We start from the raw sequence: 23,072 nt of genomic DNA, 5'->3' as shown, positions 1-23,072 counted from the left end.
TTGGTTTGCTCGTCATTTTGCTTTGCCTAATTTCTTTTTTCATGGCTGTTTTTCCAACTTTTTTAAAATCTCTAAAGTACCTATCTCAAACTTAGAAAATGCGAACCATTTTTTACCTAAATCTTTCAAGCTTGCTCCGATGTGATACATCTCTCTTTGGTCAATGATGAGAAATCTATCGTGAGCATTTTTAAACTCTTTTAACTCAACATTTTTGTACTGTGCTTGATATTTTTGGTAGTCAAGGCGAAGCTGTTTTGAGATGATTTGTGTGTAGATTTTGATTTTTAGGTTTGGATATTTGCTAAAGAGTGTAAAAACTGTATCATCTAAGTAGTTATCAACGAGCACTACTTCACTTTTTGCACTTTTTAACAAACTGTTTACAAAAATATAGGCATCATAAACTTGTCCATCAAAAAATATCCCTTCATCCGGTTTTTGAGTTTTGTCTTTCAACGCTTCAAAAAGTCTGTCAAAGTTTTCATCATGTAAGAACAACCTTCGCTCAATTCTTTCAAGTCGTTCATAAGGAATAAAGTTTTGTGATATAAGCCGTCTCATGCCTGAAAAAACTCTTATTAACGACACGGTAACTTGTGATGCTGTCTTGCTTTTTAAGATGGTCGCAAGCATATAGACACCCTGTTCGGTAAATGCTTTTGGGTTTATTCTCGTTTTGGCAAAATTTGCGGTCGAAACTTTCGACCGCAAAATATCAAACTCATCATCATTAAGTTCAAAGTAAAAATCATCTAAAAATTTATCTTGATTATTTTTAACTGCTTCATTGATTCTTTTTGTTTCTACATCATACAACTCTGCCAAGTCTCTATCAAGCATTACTTGAAGTCCACGGACTGTGTAAATTTTGTCCTTCAAATTTTGTTTATCTATCGTTTGTAATTCGCTTGTCATTTTAAGTTCCAAATATTCATTTTGTCTATACTACTAAAATAATTTATTTTCATTGAAAAGTATTTCATTTTGCAATATTTTTTAAACTTTTTTTAGCTTTTTTTCCATCTTCCACAATCAAGCTTGTAAGTTGTCTGTTTAGCTCAAACAAGTGGGCGACTCTTTGTATGTCTGTTTTGAAGAGTGTTTTTGAGTAGAGTTTATCTACTGCACGGTCAAGTGTTTCATGGGCTTTTAGAAGTTTTGGCGGCATGGTTAGAGGGTTGTACAAATCTGCTAGAGAGCTTTGTGCAAATTCGGCTCTTATGTCTAGGATATTTTGTGCCAGTTGTTCGATTTGCTCTTTTTGTTTTTCGGTAACTTCTAAAGGAAAAGGGAAGTTATTGTAAACAATTTCATTGGAATATCTATAATCACTTTTTAATCTTCCGCAAACATACCTGACCCAATCCATGTGCATTTTTGAAGTTAATATTCCGAAATGGTAAAGTGTTGCATTTGGAACAATAGAAGCTGTATTATTAGCAATACTTTCTTTTGTAAAAAACTCCATCGGAATATAATCCCTATTTTCAGATGATGTTAAAGGTATAAAAATATAATCATTTTCTGCTTGTCTGTCCTCCCCAAAAAGTGCAGGAAATTTTGCCAATTTTTGAGTTGCTTCTCTTGTACTCTCACTTCTTAATTTTCTGATATTTTCTACTCGCTCTAAAACTTTAGGCATAGATTTCAGTTCATTTGGCGGACACTCTTTTAGCCATAAACACCATCTTCTTTTACCATTGAGATACTCTTTTGCCGAGATAAGTGGTTTCATATATTTAACTGAATTTGGTTCGGCTTTTAAAAACTCCTCTTTTTCTTCATCTGTAAACAGCAGATTTCCACCATCATTTGGCATACTTCCAAAAACTATTTGAGGAATAAAAGTTTGTATGTGATTTCTTTTTGAAGTTATAAAAAAATCATCCCCATTTACAAGATATGGATTTATGTTTTGCACTTTTATCTCATGTGGTTCTGATTTTACACTTTCGTACTCAAATAGTCTTTTCTCTTTTATATCATAAGAGGCAAAACCTATGATTACGCAGTAAACGGCGGCATTTTTTCTCGCTTCATTGCTCCATTTGAAAGTTTTGTGGGCAAAATGAATCTTTACATGGTAACGGTTAAACATCTCTTGCCACAAAATCCCTACTTGTTCGCCCTGCGTGATGGAGTTTGTGCTTACAAGTGCCACTTTTGTTTTTCTATTTTGAGAGTAGTGAGCAGATTTGATATACCAAGCAGTTACAAAATCAAGTTCTTTGCCATTTTTAATACCTTTGAAAACAAAATCCATATCCTCTTTTTGTTCTTTTTTCATCTCCTGCTTACCCAAAAACGGCGGATTGCCGATGATAAAATCTATCTGAACACCCTCTAAAAGATTTTCCCAATCAACTCTAAGCGCATTTACATGAAAGATATTTGCACTATCTTTTATGGGGATGTTAAAATGCGGTTCTCCAAACATTTGGGCAAAAAGCAGATTCATTTGATGGTCACAAAGGAGCATCGCGGTTTGCGTTATGCGGCTTGGCAACTCTTCTATCTCGAAACCGTAAAATTGGTCTATGTGTACGAGTTGAGTTAAAATTTTGAGTGCCTTTAACACTTCAAACTCTAAAAGTTTAAGTTCACGATATGCGATGACTAGAAAGTTTCCGCTTCCGCATGCGGGGTCTAAAAACTTCAAGTTTGAGATTTTGGCATGAAAGATTTGGAGCTGTTTTTGGTTGTTTTTGATTTTCTCAAACTCTTCACTTAGTTCATCCAAAAAAAGCGGTTTGATAGCTTTTAGTATATTTGTCTCACTCGTGAAATGCGCTCCGAGCTCCCCTCTTTTGCTTACATCCATGGAGGCTTGAAACATCGAGCCAAATATGGAAGGACTTATCAAGCTCCAGTCAAAAGCACAAGCATCAAGGAGCATCTCACGCATAGAGCGGTCAAAATGGGCAGTTTTGAGCTGTTCTGTAAAAATTGAGCCGTTGATATATGGAAACTGAGCAAAGCTCTCATCAAGATTTTTTTGTCTTTTCTCATTTGGAGTGTCAAAAAGCTCAAAAAGATAATTGATTTGCGAACCCAAATCCCGTCCGCTCTCATCAGTTTGATTTTCTATAAATTCACGGAAAGAGTTTTTAGGAAATATGCCCGTATCTTCTGCAAACATACAAAAAAGAAGTCTGGTCAAAAAGAGTTCGAGTTGATGTCCGCTGTAACCGTTTTCAAGCAGTTTATCGTGAAGTTTACCCATAAGTTCGGCGGCAGCTCTGTTTGTCGGCTCTTCTTCTTTGTAGGTTTTTTTCTGATACCCCGCTATAAATATAAAGAGTTCTATGTTTTTTGGTAGCTCGGAGATGACAAATCTATAATCTTGTTTTGTATCCAAATCATGCAGATAAAACTCCACAAAGTCACATGCCAAAATAAACTTCGGCAAATCTCTTTGCTTAAGATTTGGAAGATACTCAAAGGCTTGTTCTTTGGCTTTTTCCAAATCTTTGCCTTTGCTTTTTTGTTCTATGAGAAGTTGTCCTCTCCAAAAAACATCTATGTAGCCTTGAGAACCGTCTATCTTTTTGATGGGATACTCAAACTGCATACTTCTTGGGCTTACATCAAAGATTTTGAAAAAATCTATCCAAAAACTTTGCGCCTGCTGCTTCTCGTTTGTGGCATCTTCCCACTCTTTTGCAAATTTTATACTTCTTTCTCGTATCTCTTTTAGGCTTATCATGTAGCTCTCTTAAATTTTATTTTACGAACAATTTTACTCTATAATTCACATCTTTTTGTATTTCCAAAACAAATATCTCTACACAAACCATCTATCGCTAAAGTCACACTCTGTGTTTATCTCCAGCATGCCAAAGGCAGGGAGGGTTTGGATGACTGCATCTTTTTTTAAAACTTCAAAACGAAAGAGGAGTTTTTTCTCTTTTATCGCCTCTTTTTCCAGCCTTATTTCAAGCCATGTATCGTATGCCGCTTCATAGAGTATATCTCCGTTTTTTGCCGTTATAGAGTTTTTTTCGCTTATGGATATCTCCTCTATAAAACCTATGGGGTCTATGATGATACGTACTTTTTCGCACTCTTTTATCGCTTTTTTGTGCGGTACAAAGGCAAAATAGATATTTTGCTCATCGTAGCCATAAAATATCTTTTTGATGGGGGTTTTTGGCAAATCCATCGTGGATGCGCTTTTGTATTCGTTGATGACGCCGCTGCCTATCCACTCAAAAAATGAGCCGTGTTTGCCGCTGATGCTTGGAGATAAAAAAGATTGCGGTTGGAGCAAAAAGTCGCTACAGCTTCTGTTTTGGATGATGGGTTCTAGCAAATCCTGTGGCGGTGCGACTTGCATGAGAGTGTAGATGGCGATAAGGTGTGAGCGAAAAAGAGTATCAAACTCCAAACCAAACTCCGTAAAATGGTCATCACCGTACCACCAAAACCAGTCCGAACACTCGGCGGCTAAAAAATGCTCCGTAATCTTTGCCTGCGTAGCTGCATCAAGCGGCTCTTTGTGGTGTTCATAGTCTCTTTTTGTGATGTAGAGAAACTCCCACGCTCTTGTTTTTTCCCTGTGTCCTACCCAAGTGTTAAATTCGCCGTTTATCCAGCTTCCCGCCGCCAGATGCTCAAGGGGTTTTTTTGGAAGCTCTAAAACATCCTGCATGTGAAGCGTTTGAACAAAAGAGGCACTTTTTAGCGAACTATAAAGAGCATCAAAAAAATCAAAACCGTTGTTTTTGTAAAACTCCCACGCATTTTCGCCGTCAAGGATGATAAAAACGGTTGCGTCATCATGCCTTTCGTGGATAGTCTGCAAACGAGAGATAAAATCATTGGCGGCATGGCGAGGCTCTAAAAAACGATAGTTAAAACCTATAAGGTCGCTTAAGTCATGGTCTCTAAAAGCGATGGCAAGTCCGTTGTATTCATAAGGTGCGCAAAGAAGCTCTCTTGCTCTTGTGCCGCTTGAGCGAAAGAGTATCTCCTCGTCCGTTGCTATCCACTTTGCGCCGCATTTTTTGAAAAGTGCTACACTTTTGACATCCACCGCACCCTCGGCAGGCCAAAAACCATCAGGTGCAAATCCAAAAGTATCTAAAAAGAGCCTCTGCGCTCTTTTTATTTGCAGCAGCGCATCCTCTTCTAGGCTCATGGCGTATTTTGGGGTGTTTGTGCTTTCATTTGCAATTTTTGCATTTTGCATATCAAGCAGAAGCGGTAAGATGGGGTGGTTGAGAGGGGTAGTAGAGATGGAGATGATGCCTCGCTCCTTAAGTAAAGCGCAGTAGTCAAAAATCCCTCGCACAAAAAGAGTAAGTTCATGAAGCAGAGCATGTTTCTCTTCAAGGCTAAAACTCCCCTCTTTTTGGAGCATCTCTTGAATGACACTGCTATTTTGGCGTAGATACACTCCGCACCATGAGAGCAAAAACCAGACCTGCAAGTCAAAAAACTCTGCGTTTGTGTAGCTCTCTTGCTTGTAAAGCCTCTCATAATTCTCAAATCCCGCAACCATTGTCTCAAAATGCGTACTTTTGCAGATTTTGAGCATCCATTTGTACTCACTTGGGGTATAGCTACCGATATCTCTTAGCCAAAGAGAGAGAAATTTGTCGTTTGCCTCTGGGTTTTTGTAGTAGAGTTTGAGCTGTGCGATAAGCGGCGGAGTGATGTTGAAAGTTGCTTTAAGCGTTCCGTGCCGCTCCAACATCCACGGCATATCGTAGTAGTCTTTTATAGCATGTAAAAAGACCCACGGCATCTGCATAATACCGTCGGTATTTCTGTAATCAGGCTGGTGCATATGCCATATAAATGCTATATTCACTCTTTCTCACCTGCATAGTTTTTGATTTTTTGCGTATAACTCTCTAAAAGTGCCTCGCCGCTTGCTTCATTGCTGGCTTGGATGTAGAGATTGAGATGGTCGTCGTACTGGTCAGGAATCATCAAAATCCAGTCCGTGTCGTTTTCCCAAATTTTCACGCCGTCTTCCGAAGAGGAGCGTTTGCCTTTGGCATCCTCTAAAAACTTGCGCATCATTTTGCCTTTGAGTGACTGAGTGCATGCTATCTTTGCTTGTTTATAGTAAAAATGCGCAATCATCTTTGAAATCTCGGAGAGTTTAAGATGGCTGCAACTTAGCATCTCCATGATTCTGAGGCTTGCAAACATCGCATCTCTGTAAACGCCAAAATCGCTAAAAGCAAAGTTCCCGTCCACTGTGGCGATAAGCGCATACTCCCGCAACTGTGCGGCTTTAAAGTTTGCATATTTGCCTCTTTGAATCTCAAGGTTTTTAAATGAGATGATATCTGGCGCCCAAGTAGGCAAAAAGACCTTTTTCTTTGTCTTGCTTGAGTACATGTCAAGAAGATGCAGCACCGCCAAAAGCCCCTTGACCATATCAAGCACCTCTCCATCATCAGTGACTAGAGAGATACTCTGCGCATTTGGATAAATCATCACGCCCATGTTGTAATCAAGAGTAGAGACGATTTTGCTTATATTCTCCTCGGAGCGTTTTTTCAGCGCTGTAAAGTTGGAAAGTTTATGTTCGTCATGATAAGCGTTTAAGATGATATTTTCAACACCGATATCGTTTAATATGTTTGGAAAGATGTCTGCCGTTGAGCCGTGCATCAAGTCAACCGCCACTTTAAAAGCGGAACACTTGATGATATTTTGGTCTATCCTGCTCTCAACGGCACTTTTGTAGTTGTGGCACTCATGGTGGTGCATACTCTCTTTTATCTCTCCGATGCGAGAGAAGTCAACCCTGCGAAACTTCTCTGTAAAGAACGCTTTTTCGATGTTTTTTGCACTGTTAGAGTCGATGCGAATCGCTTCATCGTTAAAAAGTGTAATCTCTGACTCTGTGGGGTTAAAGATGCTCTGCTTAAAGTGTGCGCCTCCGGCGATTTTACCGCTGTTTGCTATGGTATAGCGCAAAACGGCAGGCGGTGTGTTTTTGAGATCCAAAACATTCACTCCGGCAGAGAGAAGTCCGCCTAAAAAGGCACGCTTAAGCATACGTGAACTTTTGTTGTAGTCTCTTCCCACAACCACTTTTGAACCGACTGGAAGTTGTGCCGCAAACGCTTCGGCAAGTTTGGTTGCCATCTCGCATGAGAGTTCGACATTGCTCTTGCCGCTGACAGTGCCGTTTTGGAAGATGGAGTTTTTATAGCGGCTTCCCCAGACTATGTTGTGGCTGATGATGGAAGCAGGCTCTATTTTTTTGTCCGGCCAGATGGTAACATCCTGCTCAAATGATGCAAGTTCGCCCACTTCGCACCCCTCGGAGAGGATAACGCCCGCTTTTGCGGTGACATTTTTCTCTATAACATTGTCGTTGCAGATAACAGAGTTATCAAGTTTGACATTTTTTTTGATTTTTACATCACTCCAGATAACCGTATTTGCGATGTTGCACGCCGCACCGATGGAGACATTGTCGCCGATAACGACATTGCTTAGTTTTGTGCCGTCTTTTATCTTTACATTTTTGCCAAGTACGACATTTCCGACTATCTTTATGGAGTGGTCAAACTCGTACGCTTCTTCACTGTAAAGCACACCGTCTGGATAGTGTTTTACAAAACCGCCGAACTTAAACCCCACTCTGCCGTTTAAGATATCGTCATAAACCTCACGGTAGCTCTCTGGATTGCCCACATCCCGCCAGTAGCCCTCAAGGTTGCAGCCCATAAGGGGGATGCTTTTGCTCATAAGTGATGGAAAGAGGTTTTTTGCAAAGTCAAAGTTCTCGCCTCGTGGTATAAAGTCGAGTATCTCAGGCTCTATGATGTAAATTCCAGTGTTGATGGTATCGCTAAAGACCTCGCCCCAGCTTGGCTTTTCTAAAAATTTCTCTATAACATTCTCTTTGTTGGCGATAACTACGCCAAATTGGAGCGGATTTTCTACCGATGTCAAACCGATGGAGAGTTTTGCCCCCTTTTGCGCATGAAAATCAAAAATCTTTTGAAAATCAAAGTCGGTTACAAGGTCACCGCTGATAACGATAAAATTTTCATCTCCTATATACTCCGAGGCAAGCTTTACCGCTCCCGCCGTGCCGTAGTCATCATCGGGAACGACATAAGTTATCTTGATGCCAAATGCGCTTCCGTCGCCAAAATAGTTTTGAATAATCTCAGGTTTAAAGTAGAGCAAAACGATAAACTCGCTGATACCCAAATCTTTTAGCATCATCATAGTGTGTTCCATCATCGGTCGGTTGACTATGGGGAGCATCGGTTTTGGTCTTGAGTGTGTCAAAGGTTGGATTCGTGTCCCAAATCCGCCCGCCATAACTACGGCTTTCATTTTCAATAATTCCTTTTTATGTAATTTCTAATCTAATCAAGTAAATTCAGAGCATCGAGGTAACGCTTTGGCAGTTGGTATTTGCCGGAGACTACATCTTCTATCTCCATAAGGGCAAATTCGCCTTTTTTATAGACCGCTACTTTGTTTGAGTTTGCATGCTCCATCAAATAATCCACTGCCAAAACAACAAAGTCAAATGCCATAAGTCTGTCATAAACGGTAGGATTGCCGCCCCGCTGGATATGCCCCAAGATACTTACCCGAGTTTCAAGCCCTATCTCTTCTTGAATCCAGTTATAGACCTCTGTCGTTTTTTTTGTCCCCTCTGCAACGATGGCAAGGACATAGTTTCTTCCCTCTTCAACCTCTTTTTTAAGCCGTTTTGCAAGAGAGTCTGAGATAGATGGAGCTTCAGGAATGACACAAACCTCCGCACCGCTTATCATAGCAGAGACGATAGCGAGATAGCCGCAGTCTCTGCCCATCACTTCAACCAAAAAAGCACGGTTAAAAGAGGATGCAGTATCACGAATCTTATCGAGCGCATCACGGATAACATTAAGTGCCGTGTCCACTCCCAAACAGTAGTCCGTTCCGTATATGTCGTTGTCTATGGTTGAGGGAATGCCGACAAAGTTTATATCGAACTCAGAACTAAACCTCTCCATCGCACGAAACGAGCCATCGCCGCCAAGCACTATAAGTTTTGTGATGTCAAACTCTTTAAGGTTGTAGTATGCCTGCATTCTATAGCTATGCTCAAAAAAGCGCTTGGAGCGAGAAGAGCGGATGATTGTTCCACCATCATGCAGTATGCCTGAGACATCAGAATGGGTCGCTCTTTTTATCTTTTTATCTATCAGCCCCTCCAGCCCGTCATAGATAAGGTAGGGAATCTCCCCTTTTTTATAGACATAATCCACAAATTTTTTGATAGCGGGATTCATCCCTGGTGCATCGCCGCCTGAACACATTATCGCAAATGCCATATTTTCTCCTTAAATGTTGAACATTCTCTCATAATACTCAGCCGCCATGCGCCCTGAGTCAAACTCTATCTCCACATCCGTCATCGCATTTCTCATGATGACCACCCACTCTTTTGGTTTGTCGTAGTAGGTCGGGATGATGGTATTTTCCAAAATATCCATCATATTTTTATTGTCGATTCTGTCTTGTTCGTTGTTTGGGAGTTTGTAGTCAAGCGGCGGAATAGTAAAGGCATTTTTACCGTGTTTTGCAAACTCCGGATTCCAGCCGTCATCTATGGAGAAATGGATGGAGCCGTTCATGCTTGCCGTCATTCCGCTTGTTCCGCTTGCTTCACGGGTAATTCTTGGCGTATTTAGCCACACATCGCTTCCCTGTTTGAGCAGTTTTGACAAGGAGAGTTCATACCCGATGAGTACCGCCATATTTTTAAAGTGGTGGCTCATTTGGATAAGTTCATTAAACATCTCTATGGCTCCGTAATCAGTCGGATAAGGTTTCCCTGCCCAGATAACTTGGATAGGTTTTTGCGCATCGGTTATAAGTCTTACAAAGCGTTCATAGTCGTACTTTAAAAGCCCGGGTCTTTTGTACTCCGCAAATCTTCTTGCCCATACGATAGTAAGAACTTCAGGGTCAAACATCTTGCCCGTCTGGTCTGCCACCACATCAAAAAGCACTTTTTTAAGGTGTTTTTTACGTGCCAAAACTTCATAATCCTCATGCTCGTCAAGCGCACGGATAAGCGTTTTGTCCGTCCAGTACTTTTTGTTTTGCGCATTGGTGATAGAGATAATTTCACATCGCCCATTCACACCCGACCACATCTCATTTGCTATCATACCATGTATCTTTGAGACGGCATTTGCTATCTTTGCGCTTCTAAGCGCACCCACTGTAAGGCTAAAATGGTTGTCTTGCTTGTAGCCGCTAAGCATTCTGACATGATGCAAATCCAGACCGTTGAAAAACCCCATCTCATGCAAGAAGCCGATATCATGTGTCTCATTTCCCGCCGCTTCGGGCGTGTGTGTAGTAAAGACGACATGTTTACGTACCTCATTCATATCGCCATATTTGCCATAAAGCTCATAAACAAGCGGAAGCGCATGCCCCTCGTTCATATGGTAGATATCAGGCTTGTGGTTGATGGCTTCAAGCATTTTTGCTCCGCCGATGCCAAGAACTATCTCCTGAGCCACACGGGTACGCTGATTGCCGTCATAAAGTTTGTGGGTAATGGTTCTTGAGAGGTAGTCGTTCTCATCGGTATCTGTTGAGAGCAAGACAACGGGAGCCGTTCCGAAAACTTCAGAACGAAGCAAAAAACCCTTGACGGTAACATCTACGCTATTTATCTTTACTACTACTTTGTGTTCAAGCTCCTCTAAAAAATAGTAGAACTTTCTTGTGTAGTGCGGCTTGAGCGTTCTGTCTTCATTGCGTGACTGGTCATAGTACCCAAAACTCCATAAAATCCCCACTCCCACCACATTTTGTCTAAGGTCATACGCACTGCGCATATGCGAGCCGGCTAAAAAGCCAAGCCCACCCGAGTAGATTTTAAGTGATTGGTCAATGGCAAATTCCATTGAGAAGTAGGCAACACTTTTTTTAAATTTTTCACTTATATCATACGAAAAGAGATTCATCTATTTTTCCTCTTTTTACAACAATTCTACATCCACTATCCTAAGAGCGGCTTGAAAGAAATTTTTCCATACTATTTTTTGCAATTTTAAGATATTGAGATTACAATTACATAATAAGAGAGAGGAGGTAGCGGATGGTACGATTTTACACGCTTCAAGAAAACAGGTTTCAAGTTCATACGCTCGATAAGATAGAGGGCAAAGAGACTCTCAAAGATGTTTTGTGGGTAGATCTTCTCCAGCCGACAAAAGAGGAGATTGAAAGAGTAGAGGCAATGTTTGGTGTGGATGTCCCTGACAAATTCGAGCGAGAAGAGATAGAACTTAGTTCACGTTACTGGGAAAACAACGACACCATCACCATCAACTCCTATTTTTTTATTTCATTCTTTTTTGTCAAGGATGCAAAGGGACACTACAATGAGAGCGTTGGATTTGTTATCAAAGAAAATACTCTTTTTACCATCCGTGATAGTGAACTTAGAACCTTTGATACGGTGCATAAGATGGTAAGCCAGAGCCAAAAAGAGTTTGCAAGCGGTTATGAGATTTTTATGCAGATTTTTGATATACGTATCGACCAAGATGCCGATTTGCTTGAGTACGCTTCAAGAGAGAGTGATGAGATAAGAAAAAAACTGCTCCTAGAATCAGATGTAAAATCTACCGAAACACTTAAAAAAATAGCAACACTGCAAGAGTTTACACTCAAAATCAGACAGGGAGTTTTTGACAAAAGACGCATCCTAACGTCCATGGCAAAATCCTCAAAACCGCCTCAAGCCATCAAAGAAGATCTCTTTATCATGATGAGGGACATCAACTCTTTAGTTGAGTTTATAGCCATGAACGACAGCACGCTTGAAAATCTTCAAAACCTCTTTTTGGCACAAACAGGGATTGAGCAGAACAAAATCATCAAACTCTTTACAGTCGCAAACGTAGTACTCATGCCCCCTACCCTTATAGCAAGCATATATGGTATGAACTTTCATTTTATGCCGGAATTAGGCTGGACGGTAGGATATCCGCTCTCACTGGGTATCATGATGCTCTCAGGAGTTATCCCCCTGCTTTACTTTAAAAACCGTGGGTGGCTTTAGCCAGAATTATATATACTCGTTGACAATAGTATTACAAAATAGTACAATATAAACATATATTAAAGGGCACCTCTAAATTAGGTTGAAAAAATGATTACTATTAGTTCAAGCGACGTCATAAAGAAACCATCCCATGTGACAAATCCTATTGACATAACATTTATAGAAGATGCAAAAAAGCATATCACCAAAAGTGTTGTTTTGCCTTATGCGCTTTATGAAAGACTTAAAGAAAAAATAGAAGATGAAGTTTATATCATGAATAACAAAAAATCTTTATCAGATAGTGCATATAAAGAATTTTTAGATATAGAATCTGTAGTGGAAGATATTTGAGATGAAAAGAGGCGAAATATATTTAGTGAACTTTGGAAAAAAATACAATAGCGAGTTTGGCAAAATCAGACCTGCTCTTATCATCCAAAATGATGTAGCCAATAGAAATATAGATAAAGTTGCATTTAAAGGTGTGACGCTCATACCAATCTCTACCAACTTGGGTGGTGGAGATTTGAGAGTTCGCATAGAAGCAAGAGACAATCTTGAAAAAACAAGTGAGATATGTATAAATGAACTTTGTACTTTGGACATCAGCAGAATACAACTAGACAAACTTTTAACATCTTTGAGGCAAGAAGAGCTAAAAGAGACCGATATAAAATTATCTAAACATTTAGGTTTGTAAAATAAGTTAAAATTTTGATTATTTTCCAGATTTTCTTCTGTTACATTCTCTGCATAGCATTTGACAATTTTCAGAATTGGTTTTTCCGCCGTCATGCCAAGGTGTGATATGGTCAGCTTCCATTTGGCTTAGTTCAAAATGCTCTTTGCATTTGACACAAATACCTTTTTGTTTTCCCTCGTTCCCAAGCTCCAGCTTGGGAACACATACATATAAAATAGCAAAAACAAAGCTAGGTTTATTACGCGCTTTTTAAAATCAAAGGCAGCTCAATTTCGTGCTGGTTTTCTTTTACATTTAAAATCTCGATTGCAACAACTTCATCTCTGTCGTTATAATCAACTATCACATCTCTTAATTTTTCTTCACTTTCAACTATTTTATCTGATGACAATATTACATAAATAGCATCGGTTTCTTTATCATACTTGATTTTCATTTTTACATCCTTTCTTTCTCATATTTCTATCAAAATATGCAGTCACTACTTTTAAATTTGTTGGATTAACGACAACTTTCAAACATCTATTTGAAAATTCATTTATTGTTTTAAAAAAATGCTCCTCAGTATCAGAGATTATTTTATGATAAGATGGGAACTCTAAAGCTGATTCAATCCACTCTTTCTGAATGCCTCTTGATAACATTACGTCCATAGCATGTTGTGTTAATTCATATTTCATTCAACTATTATAGCAAAATATAAACAGGTTGTATTAGCTCATAAATACGTTGGAACCAAACTCTTGATTTTTTGGTATATCTTCTTAAAGTCTGTTGAGTAAACTCTGTTTTGTCCTATAGCGGTGATGAAGTTGGTATCTCTCTCCCACCGTGGAACCAGATGCATGTGGATATGTTCGGCTATGCCCGCACCGCCTGCTCTCCCGAGGTTCATGCCTATGTTAACGCCATGCGCACCAAATCCCTCTTTTAAAAGCCGTACCCCTTTTTGCGCCAAATCGCTCATATGCAGCCATGTCTCTTGCGGCAGCTCTTCTAGTTTGTCGGTGTGCAGATGGGGGATAATCATAAAATGCCCCGGAGTGTAGGGGTAGCGGTTCATAACCATAAAACAGTGCTCATCACGGTAGAGTACATGAAGCGTCTCATCCTCTTGGGCATTTTGGCTGATATGGCAAAAGACACACCCGTCCACCTCTTTGCCTGCCACGTACTCACTTCTCCATGGGGCGTATAGTATATCTTTCATCATATCATCCTTTTATTAAAAATTTCTGCCTCGAATGAGGCAATTTAGTGCCATAGCGGCTAGCGTAGCAAGAGGAATTCACTTCCTCTTGCGTTCAAATCTATAGAAATGCAAAAACTAGATTTGGAAACAACATCACCAAGAGAAGCGCCAAAAACTGCAAAGCTATAAAAGGAACGATGCCTTTATAGATTTGCATGGTTGTAACGCTGTCTCCCGCAGCCCCTTTTAAGAAAAAGAGCGAAAGCCCAAAAGGCGGTGTTAAAAACGAGGCTTGCAGGTTGAGTGCGATAAGCACGCCAAACCAAACAGGGTCGATGCCAAAAGCGTGCATAACAGGGACTAAAATGGGAACAACGATAAAACTGATCTCTATAAAATCTATAAAAAATCCAAGAACAAAGATAACCAACATAGAAAATGCGATAAAAAACCAAACATCGCCAATCTCCTGAGAGAAAAACTCCAGTATCAAGTCACTTCCGCCAAGTTCGTTAAAAACAAGCGAAAAAGCGGTCGCTCCGATTAGTATCATAAATATCATACCGCTGAGTTTAACGCTCTCTAAGGTTGCATAGCGAAGCATCTCAAAGCTAAGAGTTTTGTTCATTACCGCAAGCAAAAGTGCGCCGACAACGCCAAATGCAGCTGATTCGGTTGGAGAAGCTACCCCTGCAAAAATGGTTCCAAGAACGGTAAGCATCAAAAGCAGAGGCGGCGTGACTGCCTTTAAAATCTCCACAATCCCAACTTCTTTGACATCTTTTGCAACCGGTGCGACTTCTGGTTTGAGGTAGGAAAAAACAAAAATATATATGACGTAGAGCAAAACCAAAAGAAGTCCCGGCAAAACAGCACCCATAAAAAGCTCGCCGACACTCACGCTCATCACATCGCCTAAAATGATAAGTATGATGGATGGCGGAATGATTTGCCCGAGTGTGCCGCTGGCGGCTATCGTGCCGCTTGATAGGCTTTTGTCATATCCTGCACGAAGCATGAGAGGAAGTGCAATAACGCTCATCATTACAACACTGGCGGAGACTACTCCGGTGGATGCCGCAAGCATCGCCCCAACCAAAACAACACTTACCGCCAAACCGCCTCGAATCGTGCGAAATGCCGAACTCATAGCAACAAGGAGCTTCTCCGCCATAAGAGATTTTTCAAGCACAAGCCCCATAGCGATAAAAAGCGGAACGGCGATAAGCGTGGTGTTGGACATAATGCCGTAGATGCGAAACGGAAGTGTCGCAAAGATATCAAAGCCGATTTCAGGGATAAAAAAAGCAAAAACGACAGAGACAGCCCCAAAAACAAAAGCAACAGGAATCCCCACCATTAAAAGCGCCAAAATCACTACAAACATCAAAATCGCTATCATAGTGACTTCCATTTGACAAAGTTTACCTGCGCCTCTTTTATGCTTTGAAGCACCAAAAATGCAAAAGAGAGCGGCAGAAGCGACTTGACCAAAAAGCGATACTCCAGTCCGCCGGGGTCAGAAGATGCCTCATTTTGCGCAAAGCTCATAGAGACAAAATCAACCCCGATATAGACAAGAAGCAAAGAGAAAGGAAGAACAAAAAACAAAGAGGAGATGATACCAAGCAACGCTTTTGTTTTTTGTGAAAAAGAAGCATAAAAGATATCGACATGCACATGAGAATCTTCCCTAAGCGCATACGCTATCCCAAAGAGGATAACGACATCAAAAAGATGCCATTCAAGCTCCTGCAACGCCACCGAACCCGTAGCAAAAAGATACCTCGCCGTCGCATCATAAACGATAAGCAAAACAAGAAGAGAGAGAACAAAAGCGGTAAAGTACCCGAGGTATTTGATTGCTCTGTCAATAAACTGCATTATATAAAATTCGGAGCATCATTGGCAAAAAGTATGATATCGCCTACTTTTGTCTGTGATATCAAAACTTCTTGGATTTTTGATTTGTCGCTTAGCATGATTTTGTTTTTTACTTTCAGGTTTTTGTCAAAAAGTTCCGCATTGAGCGCACCTGTCACTATGACTATGTCAAAGGTGTTGTTTATGGCATCGATGAGTTTAAGATTTAACTCGTCACTGCTTTCAACCAGTCCCGGCGTGATGATAACTTTTCTGCCGTTATGGAGTGAGCAGAGGCGTATGGCTTCTAGCATTCCGTCTATGTTTCCGTTGTAGCCATCATCTAGGATAAGCTTTCCGCCAGCTTTTATCATTTGAAGTCTGTGTTGTACGGGGGAGAGCTGTGCTACTGCTTCTTTTATCTCTTCATTGCTCATGCCAAAAGTGCGTGCAATACTGACTGCCACGGCGATATTCATCGCTTGGAATGCACCTAAGACATCTGTGTGAAGCGATATTTTTTCCCCGTCAATCTCAAGTTCAAAGTCAGTTCCCTCAAGTGTTGCATCGATATTTTGTATATTATCGCCGAAGAATGTAACCTTTTCATGCGGTTCGTTTGTCACACTTGTGTGGATAAATGCACGTGCCAATCTCGGAGACTTCATAATCTCCAGCTTTGTAGCGATGATGTTTTGCAAGCTTTTAAAATACTCAAGATGCGCCAAACCTACTTTGCCTACAACAACACTCTGAGGCTCTAAAAATGTGGTGATGTCATAGATGTCGCCGCTCTCTCTGGCCCCTGCTTCGCAGACATATATCTGGGTGTCTTGCGGCAAAGATTCGTTGACATCACGCATAATGCCGCCAAGAGTATTCACGCTTCTGGGTGTCGCATAGACTTTGTACTTTTTGCTTAAAATCTGTGCTACAAAATTTTTGATGCTTGTTTTGCCGTAGCTTCCCGTGATAGCGATGATTTGTAAGTTTGGTATGCTTAAGAGCTTTTTTTTTGCCTCTTTTTTAAACGCTTCAAAAAGAAATCTCTCTATCGCCAAGCTTCCTACATACGCCATAAAAAGCGGCATGAAAACACCATAAACTTCACATGCTTCTTTGAGCGTACAGAGCACATTTTGAAAAAGAGTCAAAGATAGAAGCAGTATCAAAAAGCGTTTCACTCTCCATGTTAAAACCAGCTTTTTATCGAGTTTTTTATGCCATAGAAATAGTGAGGGCGCAATGGCAAAGTAAAAAAAGATAGCAAAAAACTTGCCCGTTGTATAGTAAGCGATAAATGGAATGATAAAGTAAAGAGCGTGCCAATGGGGTTTGTGGTGCTTTAAAAACACACGTGAAATTTTGTAGTCATACCACTGAAGATTGGTGATAAGGTACCATCCAAGCGCGGTTACAAACAAAACATTTGTTACAAACGCTAAAAAAATCTCATACTCTTGCATTAGTTATGCTCCAATGTTTTTAAAAATGTTTTTTCTATATTTGCGGCTATATCTTTGGCGTGGTGCATAAAGAAGTAGTGGTCGCCGTCATAGACTACAAGTGTAGCATCTTCTATGAGTTTTTCTATCTTGATAGCACTGCTAAGAGGTGTTGCCGTGTCGTCTCTTCCCCAGCATAAAAGAGCCTTACCTTTATAGGCAAAAAACTCGTCAGAAAAATCCTCATTGACGACATTTTTAAAGGTTTGGTACATCGGTTCACTTAGTTTTTTTGCATCATTTGCGACAAAAAACTCTCGAAATTTCGCCAGCCCAAATAGTTTTAAAAACTTAAAAAGTGCGATTTTTGCTCTTACTTTGGGTGATTTTGAGACGTAAATCCCCGCACTTGAGAGCAAAACAAGCACTTGCGGTTCTAGCAAAAGTGCCACTTTGCCGCCAAAAGAGTGTCCAACAATGATATCTTTTGAAGCGTTTAGATGAATCATCAAAAGCTCTACGATTCTTGCATAGTCTTTTGTAGTGAGTGCGAGGTTGCAAGTTGAACCGCCAAAGCCAGGCAGGTCAATGTAGATATGACGAAAAGTGTCCATATACGGCGCAAATGTGCTTTTCATCAACGCTTTGTTGCTTCCCCAGCCATGTAAAATAATCATATCCACTTTTGCATCGGGATTGAGGATTTCATAGCTTATATCAAGTGTGTGTTGGTGGTACTGAATAGATTTAAGGGGCATTACTTCCCTTTTGCTTTAGAGATGGAGTGGATATACTCATACCCAACTTTTGCTCTTTTGGCATGAGAAAGAGAGTTGATTAGCATCTCCAAAGAGGCGTTAAAATCCTCAAAAAGGTAGTTTGCCATAGAGCCGGGGATAGGGTTGATCTCGTTAAGATAGACTTCGCCGCCCACTACAAAAAAATCACATCTGATGAGTGCGCCTTCAAAAAGATTTTCATACACCTTTTCAAAATTTGCTCTAAGTTTCATTTCAAGCTCTTTTGAAATCTCCGCACTTGCGACATCTCCGCTGCGTGAAAAGTCCATGTACTTCTTCTCAAAATCCAAAAATTCCTCTTTTTGAGGCTCTTCAACGATAGAAAAGTAGAACTTCCCATTCGCTCTAAAACCTGCGAGATTGTACTCTTTAACACCTTCTAAAAAAGGTTCTACTATTACAGAGTCATCATACTCAAAAGCAGTGTCAAGCGCATAGTCAAGCTCGCTCTCTTCCCTTACAATGCTAACCCCGATAGAGCTGCCCAGACGTGAAGGCTTGACGATTAGCGGATAGGCGATTTTAAGATTGCTATGTTCGCTTTTGCTTAGTTCTTGAGACTCTACTGCTTTTATGTCGCGTGCATTGCAGAGCCATTTTGTATATCTTTTGTCATAAGAAAAGACACTTGCATCCATACGCGGACCGATATATTTGATAGCAAAAAAGTCAAGAAGCGCTGCGATACTTCCATCTTCACCATCTGCACCGTGGATAAGGTTTAAAACTGTCCCGCTTACCTCTGTGGAGCCAAAAAGTCCTTTTTGCACAAACGCGCCATGAGAGAGTGAGAGTTTTGGCATCTTTTTGTACTCGCCCTTTGAGAACGTGACGGCTTTCATCTTTTCTGATGGTATAAGATAAAAACTGTGGTCTTGATCGCAAAAAACAAAACTTAGCTCAAATTTTGTAATTTTTTGTTTGAGCGTTATTGCGCTTACTATACTAATCTCATGCTCAAAACTGGCACCGCCAAATAAAATAGTTAATTTCAATATAAATCCTTGTTTTTTTAAATTGTTTGTAAAAATTTGAGTGCTTCTTTTACAAGCGAAGCAGTGTCGCTGCCATTGCACGAACTGAGAGCTTTGAGAATCTTCTCTTTTTTAAAACCTAAAGATTCCAAAGCTTCACATGCCTGCGCTGCTGCCAAACTTTTTGGCTCTGCACTCGGAGCTGCCATCAGTTCAGCATCAAAACCGCTAAGTTCCACCAAAATCCGCCCTGCACTCTTTGGTCCGATTCCGGGGACTCTTTGCACTCCGCTTATGTCTTTGCTGTTGATAACCATCGCAAACTGGGCTGGCGTAAAAGTAGAACAAATCGCCATAGCAACTTTAGGACCAACCCCGTTTATCTTTATAAGCCTCTCAAAAAGCCTCTTCTCGCCCATCTCCAAAAAACCGTAAAGAAGTTGCGCATCCTCACGAATGATATGAGATGTAAAAAGTTTTACCTCATCGCTGCCAAGAGCCGAAAAACTCTGCAGTGATATAAAGACCTCATAAATCACACCGCTTACATCCACATGCACAAACGACGGCTCTTTGTAAACTACCCTACCATTTAAACCTGCTATCACTCTTTCACCGCCCTTATCTCAAACATACCGTCATCCATTTTGACGATAGCAAATATTTTATCCACAGAACCCTCATAAGGTTTGTAGCTCACCTCTATAGGCGGCTCTATTAGTTTGAAGATAAGCTCGTTGTGTCCCACCCATCTATCTCTGTTTATGATTCTTGCGTCAAAAATATTATCTTGCAAAGAGGTGGCTTTTGCATTTAAAAGAGTAAGCTTGTCACTTTTAGTTTGATACTCTTTAGTAATTCCATCCAAGTGTTCCTGTGCCTTGATGTGCTGTTTATATTTATCCACAAAAGAGGCAGGCATTTTTATGTTATTTTGTTTAAAATAGATTAATCTTTTTTTGATTTCATTAAAAGAGTTACTATTGTCTTTAATCATTTTTTTGTACCTGTCTATCTCTTTTTTTATCTCATCTATACTTTTTTCCAACTGATGAATCTCATGTTTTTTCTCATCAAAATCTTCGTTTTTCTCTTTTTGCAAAAGAGGGTCAATAGTAAAAATATTTTCGCTCCCCTGAAGTTTTTTAATCTCTATAAGTCTTGAGGCTGTTGCTTTGACATAAGAGGTGCAATGTTCTATCTCAATATCTTTTGCTCTGATAGTCCCGCCCATAGCCTGTGAAACTTCAACTTTTTTTCCCTCAGCCACACCGTGTTCCAGTCTGTTGATTTTTATACTATCCCCCGTTGCAAACCCTTTATGGATGTTAATGGTCAGATCATTGGCTGCAATATAAGATGTTTTGTGAGTTTGCCCTTCTACGGTAGCTCTGTTGGCATAGACTTTTGAGTTTGGACCAATGTTTCCTTTAATGTCTATCTCGCTAACTTGTACTTCCATGCCTGCACCGATGGCATCTTTTTGGTAGTCATTCTCTTTGACGCTGAGTGATACATCAGAACCTAAACCCGTCAGCACGGAGCCTGTTGTCTTAAAAGAGATTTCACCGACATCCATATCTGACTTTATCTGATATTTTCCCGCTTCAAAACTGATGTATCCGCTTCTTTTGGCACGGTAGATAATATTTTCTTTGTTATCCACTATTTCTATAGTCTCATCAACGCTAAAGTCCGGTGCATACTTCACAAGAGGCTCTGTCGGTTCCATAAACTCACCACGACAATTTCTCCCTGCCTTGCCCTTGCGTGGTTTGATATACTCCAAGAGAGTTTCTCCCTCTAGCACACTGTGAATAAATCCGCGTTTAGAGTAGTCCACTTTTTCATGCTCTTGGACAGGAGCATTCCCTTTCTCATAATGTTTGATTAATGCATCATTGATAGTAGGTGTCGGTTCGTACGCTTCGGCGATAAGAATAGTTTGATTTTTGTCATATTTAATGATACCATCCACTTTTGCCATTGCCGAAGCCCTTGAAACCACGTCAAAGACCATTTCGTCAAACATCCCGACAAAAATCCCGGCACGGATTTTGCTTTTGTTGATATATCTTAAAAACTCGTCCTCAAACTTAGGAACAGTCGCAATTTCGGAGCCTTCTTTTATACTGAGATAGATTTTGCATTTTGTAGCATTTGCACCTACGGCTGCGTGGAAATTTTTAAAAATATCATTCTCATTTTTAGTATAAACTTCTATTTCGTAAGCTTGTTTGATTTGAAAATTTTTATTTAAAATAGCAGTAGCATCATCAAGCTCATGCAGCTCGCCGGCACCTATCTCTTCCCAGTCAGATTCCATTTTCTCTTTGTTTACTCTCGTATATGTTTTAACTTCCAAGATATCAAAATCTAACGAGTTGGGATTTACCTCATTTTTTTTGGCTATCTCCATCAACTCTTTTGCAACGTTTTGAGTTTTCACCACTGTCGGGCGAATCTTCTTTGTTGCTTGTTCTGTAGTGGCACTTGAACTAAATAATCCCATTTTTTTGCCTGAGCTTAATTTTTAAACTCTACATTTTAATCAAAGATTTGTTAAAATTTCGTAAAAATATTATTTTTCTCCAAAAGAAGCCCATGTTTAAAGCCATTTTTACCAACAGTTTTGGTATTTTATTTTCAAGAGTTTTAGGATTTTTAAGAGATATGCTCACCGCCTCTGCACTCGGAGCAAATATCTACAGTGACATTTTTTTTGTCGCTTTTAAACTTCCAAATCTCTTTCGACGTATCTTTGCAGAGGGGGCTTTTACGCAGGTTTTTATCCCTGCCTATGCCCACTCAAAACACAAAGGTGTTTTTGGCGCAAATATCTTTTTGCTCTTTTTGTCCATCATCCTTACGCTCACACTCCTTGTCAACATACTGCCCTCTCTGGCGACGGAAGTCATAGCGGTCGGTTTTGACGCTGCCGCCATAGAACTCGCCGCTCCCTATGTTGCCATCAACTTTTGGTATCTCCCGCTTATCTTTGCGGTGACATTTCTAAGTGCCATGTTGCAGTACAAACGCCATTTTGCCACTACGGCTTTTTCAACCGCACTTCTTAACATCTCACTCATCGCAGCACTCTACCTTTCACAAGATAAGAGCCAGAGCGAAATCGTCTATTATCTTAGTTTTGGGGTGGTCATAGGCGGGATTTTACAGCTTGTCGCCCACCTTGCGGCACTCCATCATTTAGGACTTTTCAAACCTTTGGTCGGGGGATTGAAGTATCTAAGAGGCAAAGCAGTGTATATCAAAAATGAGACACAAAAGTTTAAAAAACAGTTTTTCCCGGCCATGTGGGGAAACTCTACACCTCAGGTCAGTGCTTTTTTGGACACTTTTTTAGCCTCTTTTTTGGCTTCAGGCTCTATCAGCTACCTCTACTACGGCAACCGCATTTTTCAGCTTCCTCTTGCCATTTTTGCCATAGCTACTTCCATCGCGCTCTTTCCAAGCATCGCACGCTACATAAAGAATAACGACGAGCAAAAAGCAAGAGCTTATATGCAGCGTGCTTTTTGGTTTTTGGCATATCTGCTCAGTGCCAGTACTATCGGCGGATATATTCTCTCATATGAAATAATATGGCTGCTTTTTGAGAGAGGCTCATTTGGTGCAAACGACACACTTGTAACCGCATCCGTGCTTCAAATGTATATGATAGGACTGCTTCCTTTGGGTCTTCAAAAACTATTTTTGCTCTGGCTCTATGCAAATGAGCAACAGCTCAGTGCCGCAAAGATAGCGACATACTCGCTTCTCTTTTACACTTTTAGCGCTCTCGCACTCATCACCCCGATGGGAGCAAGCGGTTTAGCACTTGCAGGAACCATCAGCGGCTTTGCAGGTTTTGGCATGACTGTCAAAGCCTTTGGCGTAAAAAACTTTTACGCTATAGTTGCATCCAAAAAAGCACTCTATCTTCTGGGCGGCTTAGTCGTTTTAACGGTTTTACTTCTTCTTTTTAAGGATTTTATAGCAACAATCATCTGAAATTTTTTTCAAATACGTTACAATCATAC

The 23,072-nt window shown here is 40.3% G+C and carries 21 protein-coding genes; 4 read left to right on the top strand and 17 right to left on the bottom strand.

Annotation, left to right across the window (positions count from 1 at the left end):
* Window positions 1-39: 39 nt before the first annotated feature.
* From PHY84_RS05675 to glgP, 6 genes are all read right to left on the bottom strand, one after another.
* A complete protein-coding gene (locus tag PHY84_RS05675) occupies window positions 40-918 on the bottom strand; it encodes an ORF6N domain-containing protein (protein ID WP_299858404.1) in 879 nt (292 codons plus the stop codon).
* Between the two features lie 64 nt (window positions 919-982).
* Window positions 983-3,709 (bottom strand): DNA methyltransferase, encoded by a 2,727-nt coding sequence (locus PHY84_RS05670; RefSeq protein WP_299858403.1) that lies wholly within the window; start codon window positions 3,707-3,709, stop codon window positions 983-985.
* A gap of 78 nt (window positions 3,710-3,787) precedes the next feature.
* Complete coding sequence (locus PHY84_RS05665) at window positions 3,788-5,818, bottom strand: glycoside hydrolase family 57 protein (RefSeq protein WP_299858402.1); 2,031 nt, start codon at window positions 5,816-5,818, stop codon at window positions 3,788-3,790.
* A complete protein-coding gene (locus PHY84_RS05660) occupies window positions 5,815-8,322 on the bottom strand; it encodes a sugar phosphate nucleotidyltransferase (RefSeq protein ID WP_299858401.1) in 2,508 nt (835 codons plus the stop codon). Before PHY84_RS05660 ends, PHY84_RS05665 begins: the two co-directional genes overlap by 4 nt.
* A gap of 32 nt (window positions 8,323-8,354) precedes the next feature.
* On the bottom strand, window positions 8,355-9,314 hold the full coding sequence (locus PHY84_RS05655) for a 6-phosphofructokinase (protein ID WP_299858399.1): 960 nt from the start codon (window positions 9,312-9,314) through the stop codon (window positions 8,355-8,357).
* Window positions 9,315-9,323: 9 nt separating this feature from the next.
* The gene (gene glgP, locus PHY84_RS05650; RefSeq protein ID WP_299858398.1) at window positions 9,324-10,967 is read right to left on the bottom strand and encodes an alpha-glucan family phosphorylase; all 1,644 of its coding nucleotides are present in this window, start codon (window positions 10,965-10,967) and stop codon (window positions 9,324-9,326) included.
* 134 nt (window positions 10,968-11,101) lie between these two features.
* Between glgP and corA the strand changes: the two genes are divergently transcribed.
* The 3 genes from corA (at window position 11,102) to PHY84_RS05635 (ending at window position 12,755) form a co-directional block, all read left to right on the top strand.
* Entirely contained in the window at window positions 11,102-12,070 is a 969-nt protein-coding gene (corA, locus tag PHY84_RS05645; protein ID WP_299858397.1) for a magnesium/cobalt transporter CorA, read from the top strand.
* Window positions 12,071-12,160: 90 nt separating this feature from the next.
* On the top strand, window positions 12,161-12,406 hold the full coding sequence (locus PHY84_RS05640; RefSeq protein WP_299858396.1) for a hypothetical protein: 246 nt from the start codon (window positions 12,161-12,163) through the stop codon (window positions 12,404-12,406).
* A 1-nt stretch (window position 12,407) separates the two neighbouring features.
* Window positions 12,408-12,755 (top strand): type II toxin-antitoxin system PemK/MazF family toxin, encoded by a 348-nt coding sequence (locus PHY84_RS05635; protein ID WP_299858395.1) that lies wholly within the window; start codon window positions 12,408-12,410, stop codon window positions 12,753-12,755.
* 18 nt (window positions 12,756-12,773) lie between these two features.
* Here the strand turns inward: PHY84_RS05635 and PHY84_RS05630 are convergent, their stop codons facing one another.
* The 11 genes from PHY84_RS05630 to PHY84_RS05580 all read right to left on the bottom strand — a co-directional run bounded on the left by PHY84_RS05630 (window position 12,774) and on the right by PHY84_RS05580 (window position 21,544).
* On the bottom strand, window positions 12,774-12,917 hold the full coding sequence (locus tag PHY84_RS05630) for an HNH endonuclease signature motif containing protein (RefSeq protein WP_299858445.1): 144 nt from the start codon (window positions 12,915-12,917) through the stop codon (window positions 12,774-12,776).
* Window positions 12,918-12,996: 79 nt separating this feature from the next.
* Entirely contained in the window at window positions 12,997-13,194 is a 198-nt protein-coding gene (locus tag PHY84_RS05625) for a DUF2283 domain-containing protein (RefSeq protein ID WP_299858394.1), read from the bottom strand.
* Window positions 13,178-13,438, bottom strand: coding sequence for a DUF4258 domain-containing protein (locus tag PHY84_RS05620; RefSeq protein ID WP_299858393.1), 261 nt, complete (start codon window positions 13,436-13,438; stop codon window positions 13,178-13,180). The genes PHY84_RS05625 and PHY84_RS05620 overlap by 17 nt, the downstream gene beginning before the upstream one ends.
* A 38-nt stretch (window positions 13,439-13,476) precedes the next feature.
* Complete coding sequence (locus PHY84_RS05615; protein WP_299858392.1) at window positions 13,477-13,968, bottom strand: HIT domain-containing protein; 492 nt, start codon at window positions 13,966-13,968, stop codon at window positions 13,477-13,479.
* Window positions 13,969-14,068: 100 nt separating this feature from the next.
* Window positions 14,069-15,352, bottom strand: a complete 1,284-nt coding sequence (locus PHY84_RS05610) for a TRAP transporter large permease subunit (RefSeq protein ID WP_299858391.1) — start codon at window positions 15,350-15,352, stop codon at window positions 14,069-14,071.
* Window positions 15,349-15,834, bottom strand: a complete 486-nt coding sequence (locus PHY84_RS05605; protein WP_299858390.1) for a TRAP transporter small permease subunit — start codon at window positions 15,832-15,834, stop codon at window positions 15,349-15,351. The genes PHY84_RS05610 and PHY84_RS05605 overlap by 4 nt, the downstream gene beginning before the upstream one ends.
* The gene (murF, locus tag PHY84_RS05600) at window positions 15,834-17,279 is read right to left on the bottom strand and encodes a UDP-N-acetylmuramoyl-tripeptide--D-alanyl-D-alanine ligase (protein WP_299858389.1); all 1,446 of its coding nucleotides are present in this window, start codon (window positions 17,277-17,279) and stop codon (window positions 15,834-15,836) included. The genes PHY84_RS05605 and murF overlap by 1 nt, the downstream gene beginning before the upstream one ends.
* Window positions 17,279-18,016, bottom strand: coding sequence for an alpha/beta hydrolase (locus tag PHY84_RS05595; protein WP_299858388.1), 738 nt, complete (start codon window positions 18,014-18,016; stop codon window positions 17,279-17,281). The genes murF and PHY84_RS05595 overlap by 1 nt, the downstream gene beginning before the upstream one ends.
* Window positions 18,016-19,053: a D-alanine--D-alanine ligase gene (locus PHY84_RS05590; RefSeq protein ID WP_299858386.1), complete on the bottom strand. Its 1,038-nt coding sequence runs from the start codon at window positions 19,051-19,053 to the stop codon at window positions 18,016-18,018. The genes PHY84_RS05595 and PHY84_RS05590 overlap by 1 nt, the downstream gene beginning before the upstream one ends.
* Window positions 19,054-19,070: 17 nt before the next feature.
* Complete coding sequence (ruvA, locus tag PHY84_RS05585; protein WP_299858385.1) at window positions 19,071-19,640, bottom strand: Holliday junction branch migration protein RuvA; 570 nt, start codon at window positions 19,638-19,640, stop codon at window positions 19,071-19,073.
* Window positions 19,637-21,544 (bottom strand): flagellar assembly protein A, encoded by a 1,908-nt coding sequence (locus tag PHY84_RS05580; RefSeq protein ID WP_299858384.1) that lies wholly within the window; start codon window positions 21,542-21,544, stop codon window positions 19,637-19,639. The genes ruvA and PHY84_RS05580 overlap by 4 nt, the downstream gene beginning before the upstream one ends.
* A 92-nt stretch (window positions 21,545-21,636) precedes the next feature.
* Between PHY84_RS05580 and murJ the strand changes: the two genes are divergently transcribed.
* Complete coding sequence (gene murJ, locus PHY84_RS05575) at window positions 21,637-23,043, top strand: murein biosynthesis integral membrane protein MurJ (protein ID WP_299858383.1); 1,407 nt, start codon at window positions 21,637-21,639, stop codon at window positions 23,041-23,043.
* The last annotated feature ends 29 nt before the right edge of the window (window positions 23,044-23,072 follow it).

The sequence above is a fragment of the Sulfurimonas sp. genome (assembly GCF_028694605.1).
In the GTDB taxonomy this organism is placed as follows: Bacteria; Campylobacterota; Campylobacteria; order Campylobacterales; family Sulfurimonadaceae; genus Sulfurimonas.
This window is presented reverse-complemented; position numbering and strand designations above follow the sequence as displayed.

Excerpts from the sequence above, each read along its gene's own strand:
- PHY84_RS05605 (WP_299858390.1), bottom strand. The coding sequence starts at position 15,834 with ATGCAGTTTATTGACAGAGCAATCAAATACCTCGGGTACTTTACCGCT.
- corA (WP_299858397.1), top strand. The coding sequence starts at position 11,102 with ATGGTACGATTTTACACGCTTCAAGAAAACAGGTTTCAAGTTCATACG.
- PHY84_RS05625 (WP_299858394.1), bottom strand. The coding sequence starts at position 13,194 with ATGAAAATCAAGTATGATAAAGAAACCGATGCTATTTATGTAATATTG.
- PHY84_RS05670 (WP_299858403.1), bottom strand. The coding sequence starts at position 3,709 with ATGATAAGCCTAAAAGAGATACGAGAAAGAAGTATAAAATTTGCAAAA.
- PHY84_RS05620 (WP_299858393.1), bottom strand. The coding sequence starts at position 13,438 with ATGAAATATGAATTAACACAACATGCTATGGACGTAATGTTATCAAGA.
- murJ (WP_299858383.1), top strand. The coding sequence starts at position 21,637 with ATGTTTAAAGCCATTTTTACCAACAGTTTTGGTATTTTATTTTCAAGA.
- PHY84_RS05660 (WP_299858401.1), bottom strand. The coding sequence starts at position 8,322 with ATGAAAGCCGTAGTTATGGCGGGCGGATTTGGGACACGAATCCAACCT.
- PHY84_RS05640 (WP_299858396.1), top strand. The coding sequence starts at position 12,161 with ATGATTACTATTAGTTCAAGCGACGTCATAAAGAAACCATCCCATGTG.
- PHY84_RS05595 (WP_299858388.1), bottom strand. The coding sequence starts at position 18,016 with ATGCCCCTTAAATCTATTCAGTACCACCAACACACACTTGATATAAGC.
- PHY84_RS05655 (WP_299858399.1), bottom strand. The coding sequence starts at position 9,314 with ATGGCATTTGCGATAATGTGTTCAGGCGGCGATGCACCAGGGATGAAT.
- murF (WP_299858389.1), bottom strand. The coding sequence starts at position 17,279 with ATGCAAGAGTATGAGATTTTTTTAGCGTTTGTAACAAATGTTTTGTTT.
- PHY84_RS05610 (WP_299858391.1), bottom strand. The coding sequence starts at position 15,352 with ATGATAGCGATTTTGATGTTTGTAGTGATTTTGGCGCTTTTAATGGTG.
- glgP (WP_299858398.1), bottom strand. The coding sequence starts at position 10,967 with ATGAATCTCTTTTCGTATGATATAAGTGAAAAATTTAAAAAAAGTGTT.
- PHY84_RS05580 (WP_299858384.1), bottom strand. The coding sequence starts at position 21,544 with ATGGGATTATTTAGTTCAAGTGCCACTACAGAACAAGCAACAAAGAAG.
- PHY84_RS05615 (WP_299858392.1), bottom strand. The coding sequence starts at position 13,968 with ATGAAAGATATACTATACGCCCCATGGAGAAGTGAGTACGTGGCAGGC.
- PHY84_RS05675 (WP_299858404.1), bottom strand. The coding sequence starts at position 918 with ATGACAAGCGAATTACAAACGATAGATAAACAAAATTTGAAGGACAAA.
- PHY84_RS05635 (WP_299858395.1), top strand. The coding sequence starts at position 12,408 with ATGAAAAGAGGCGAAATATATTTAGTGAACTTTGGAAAAAAATACAAT.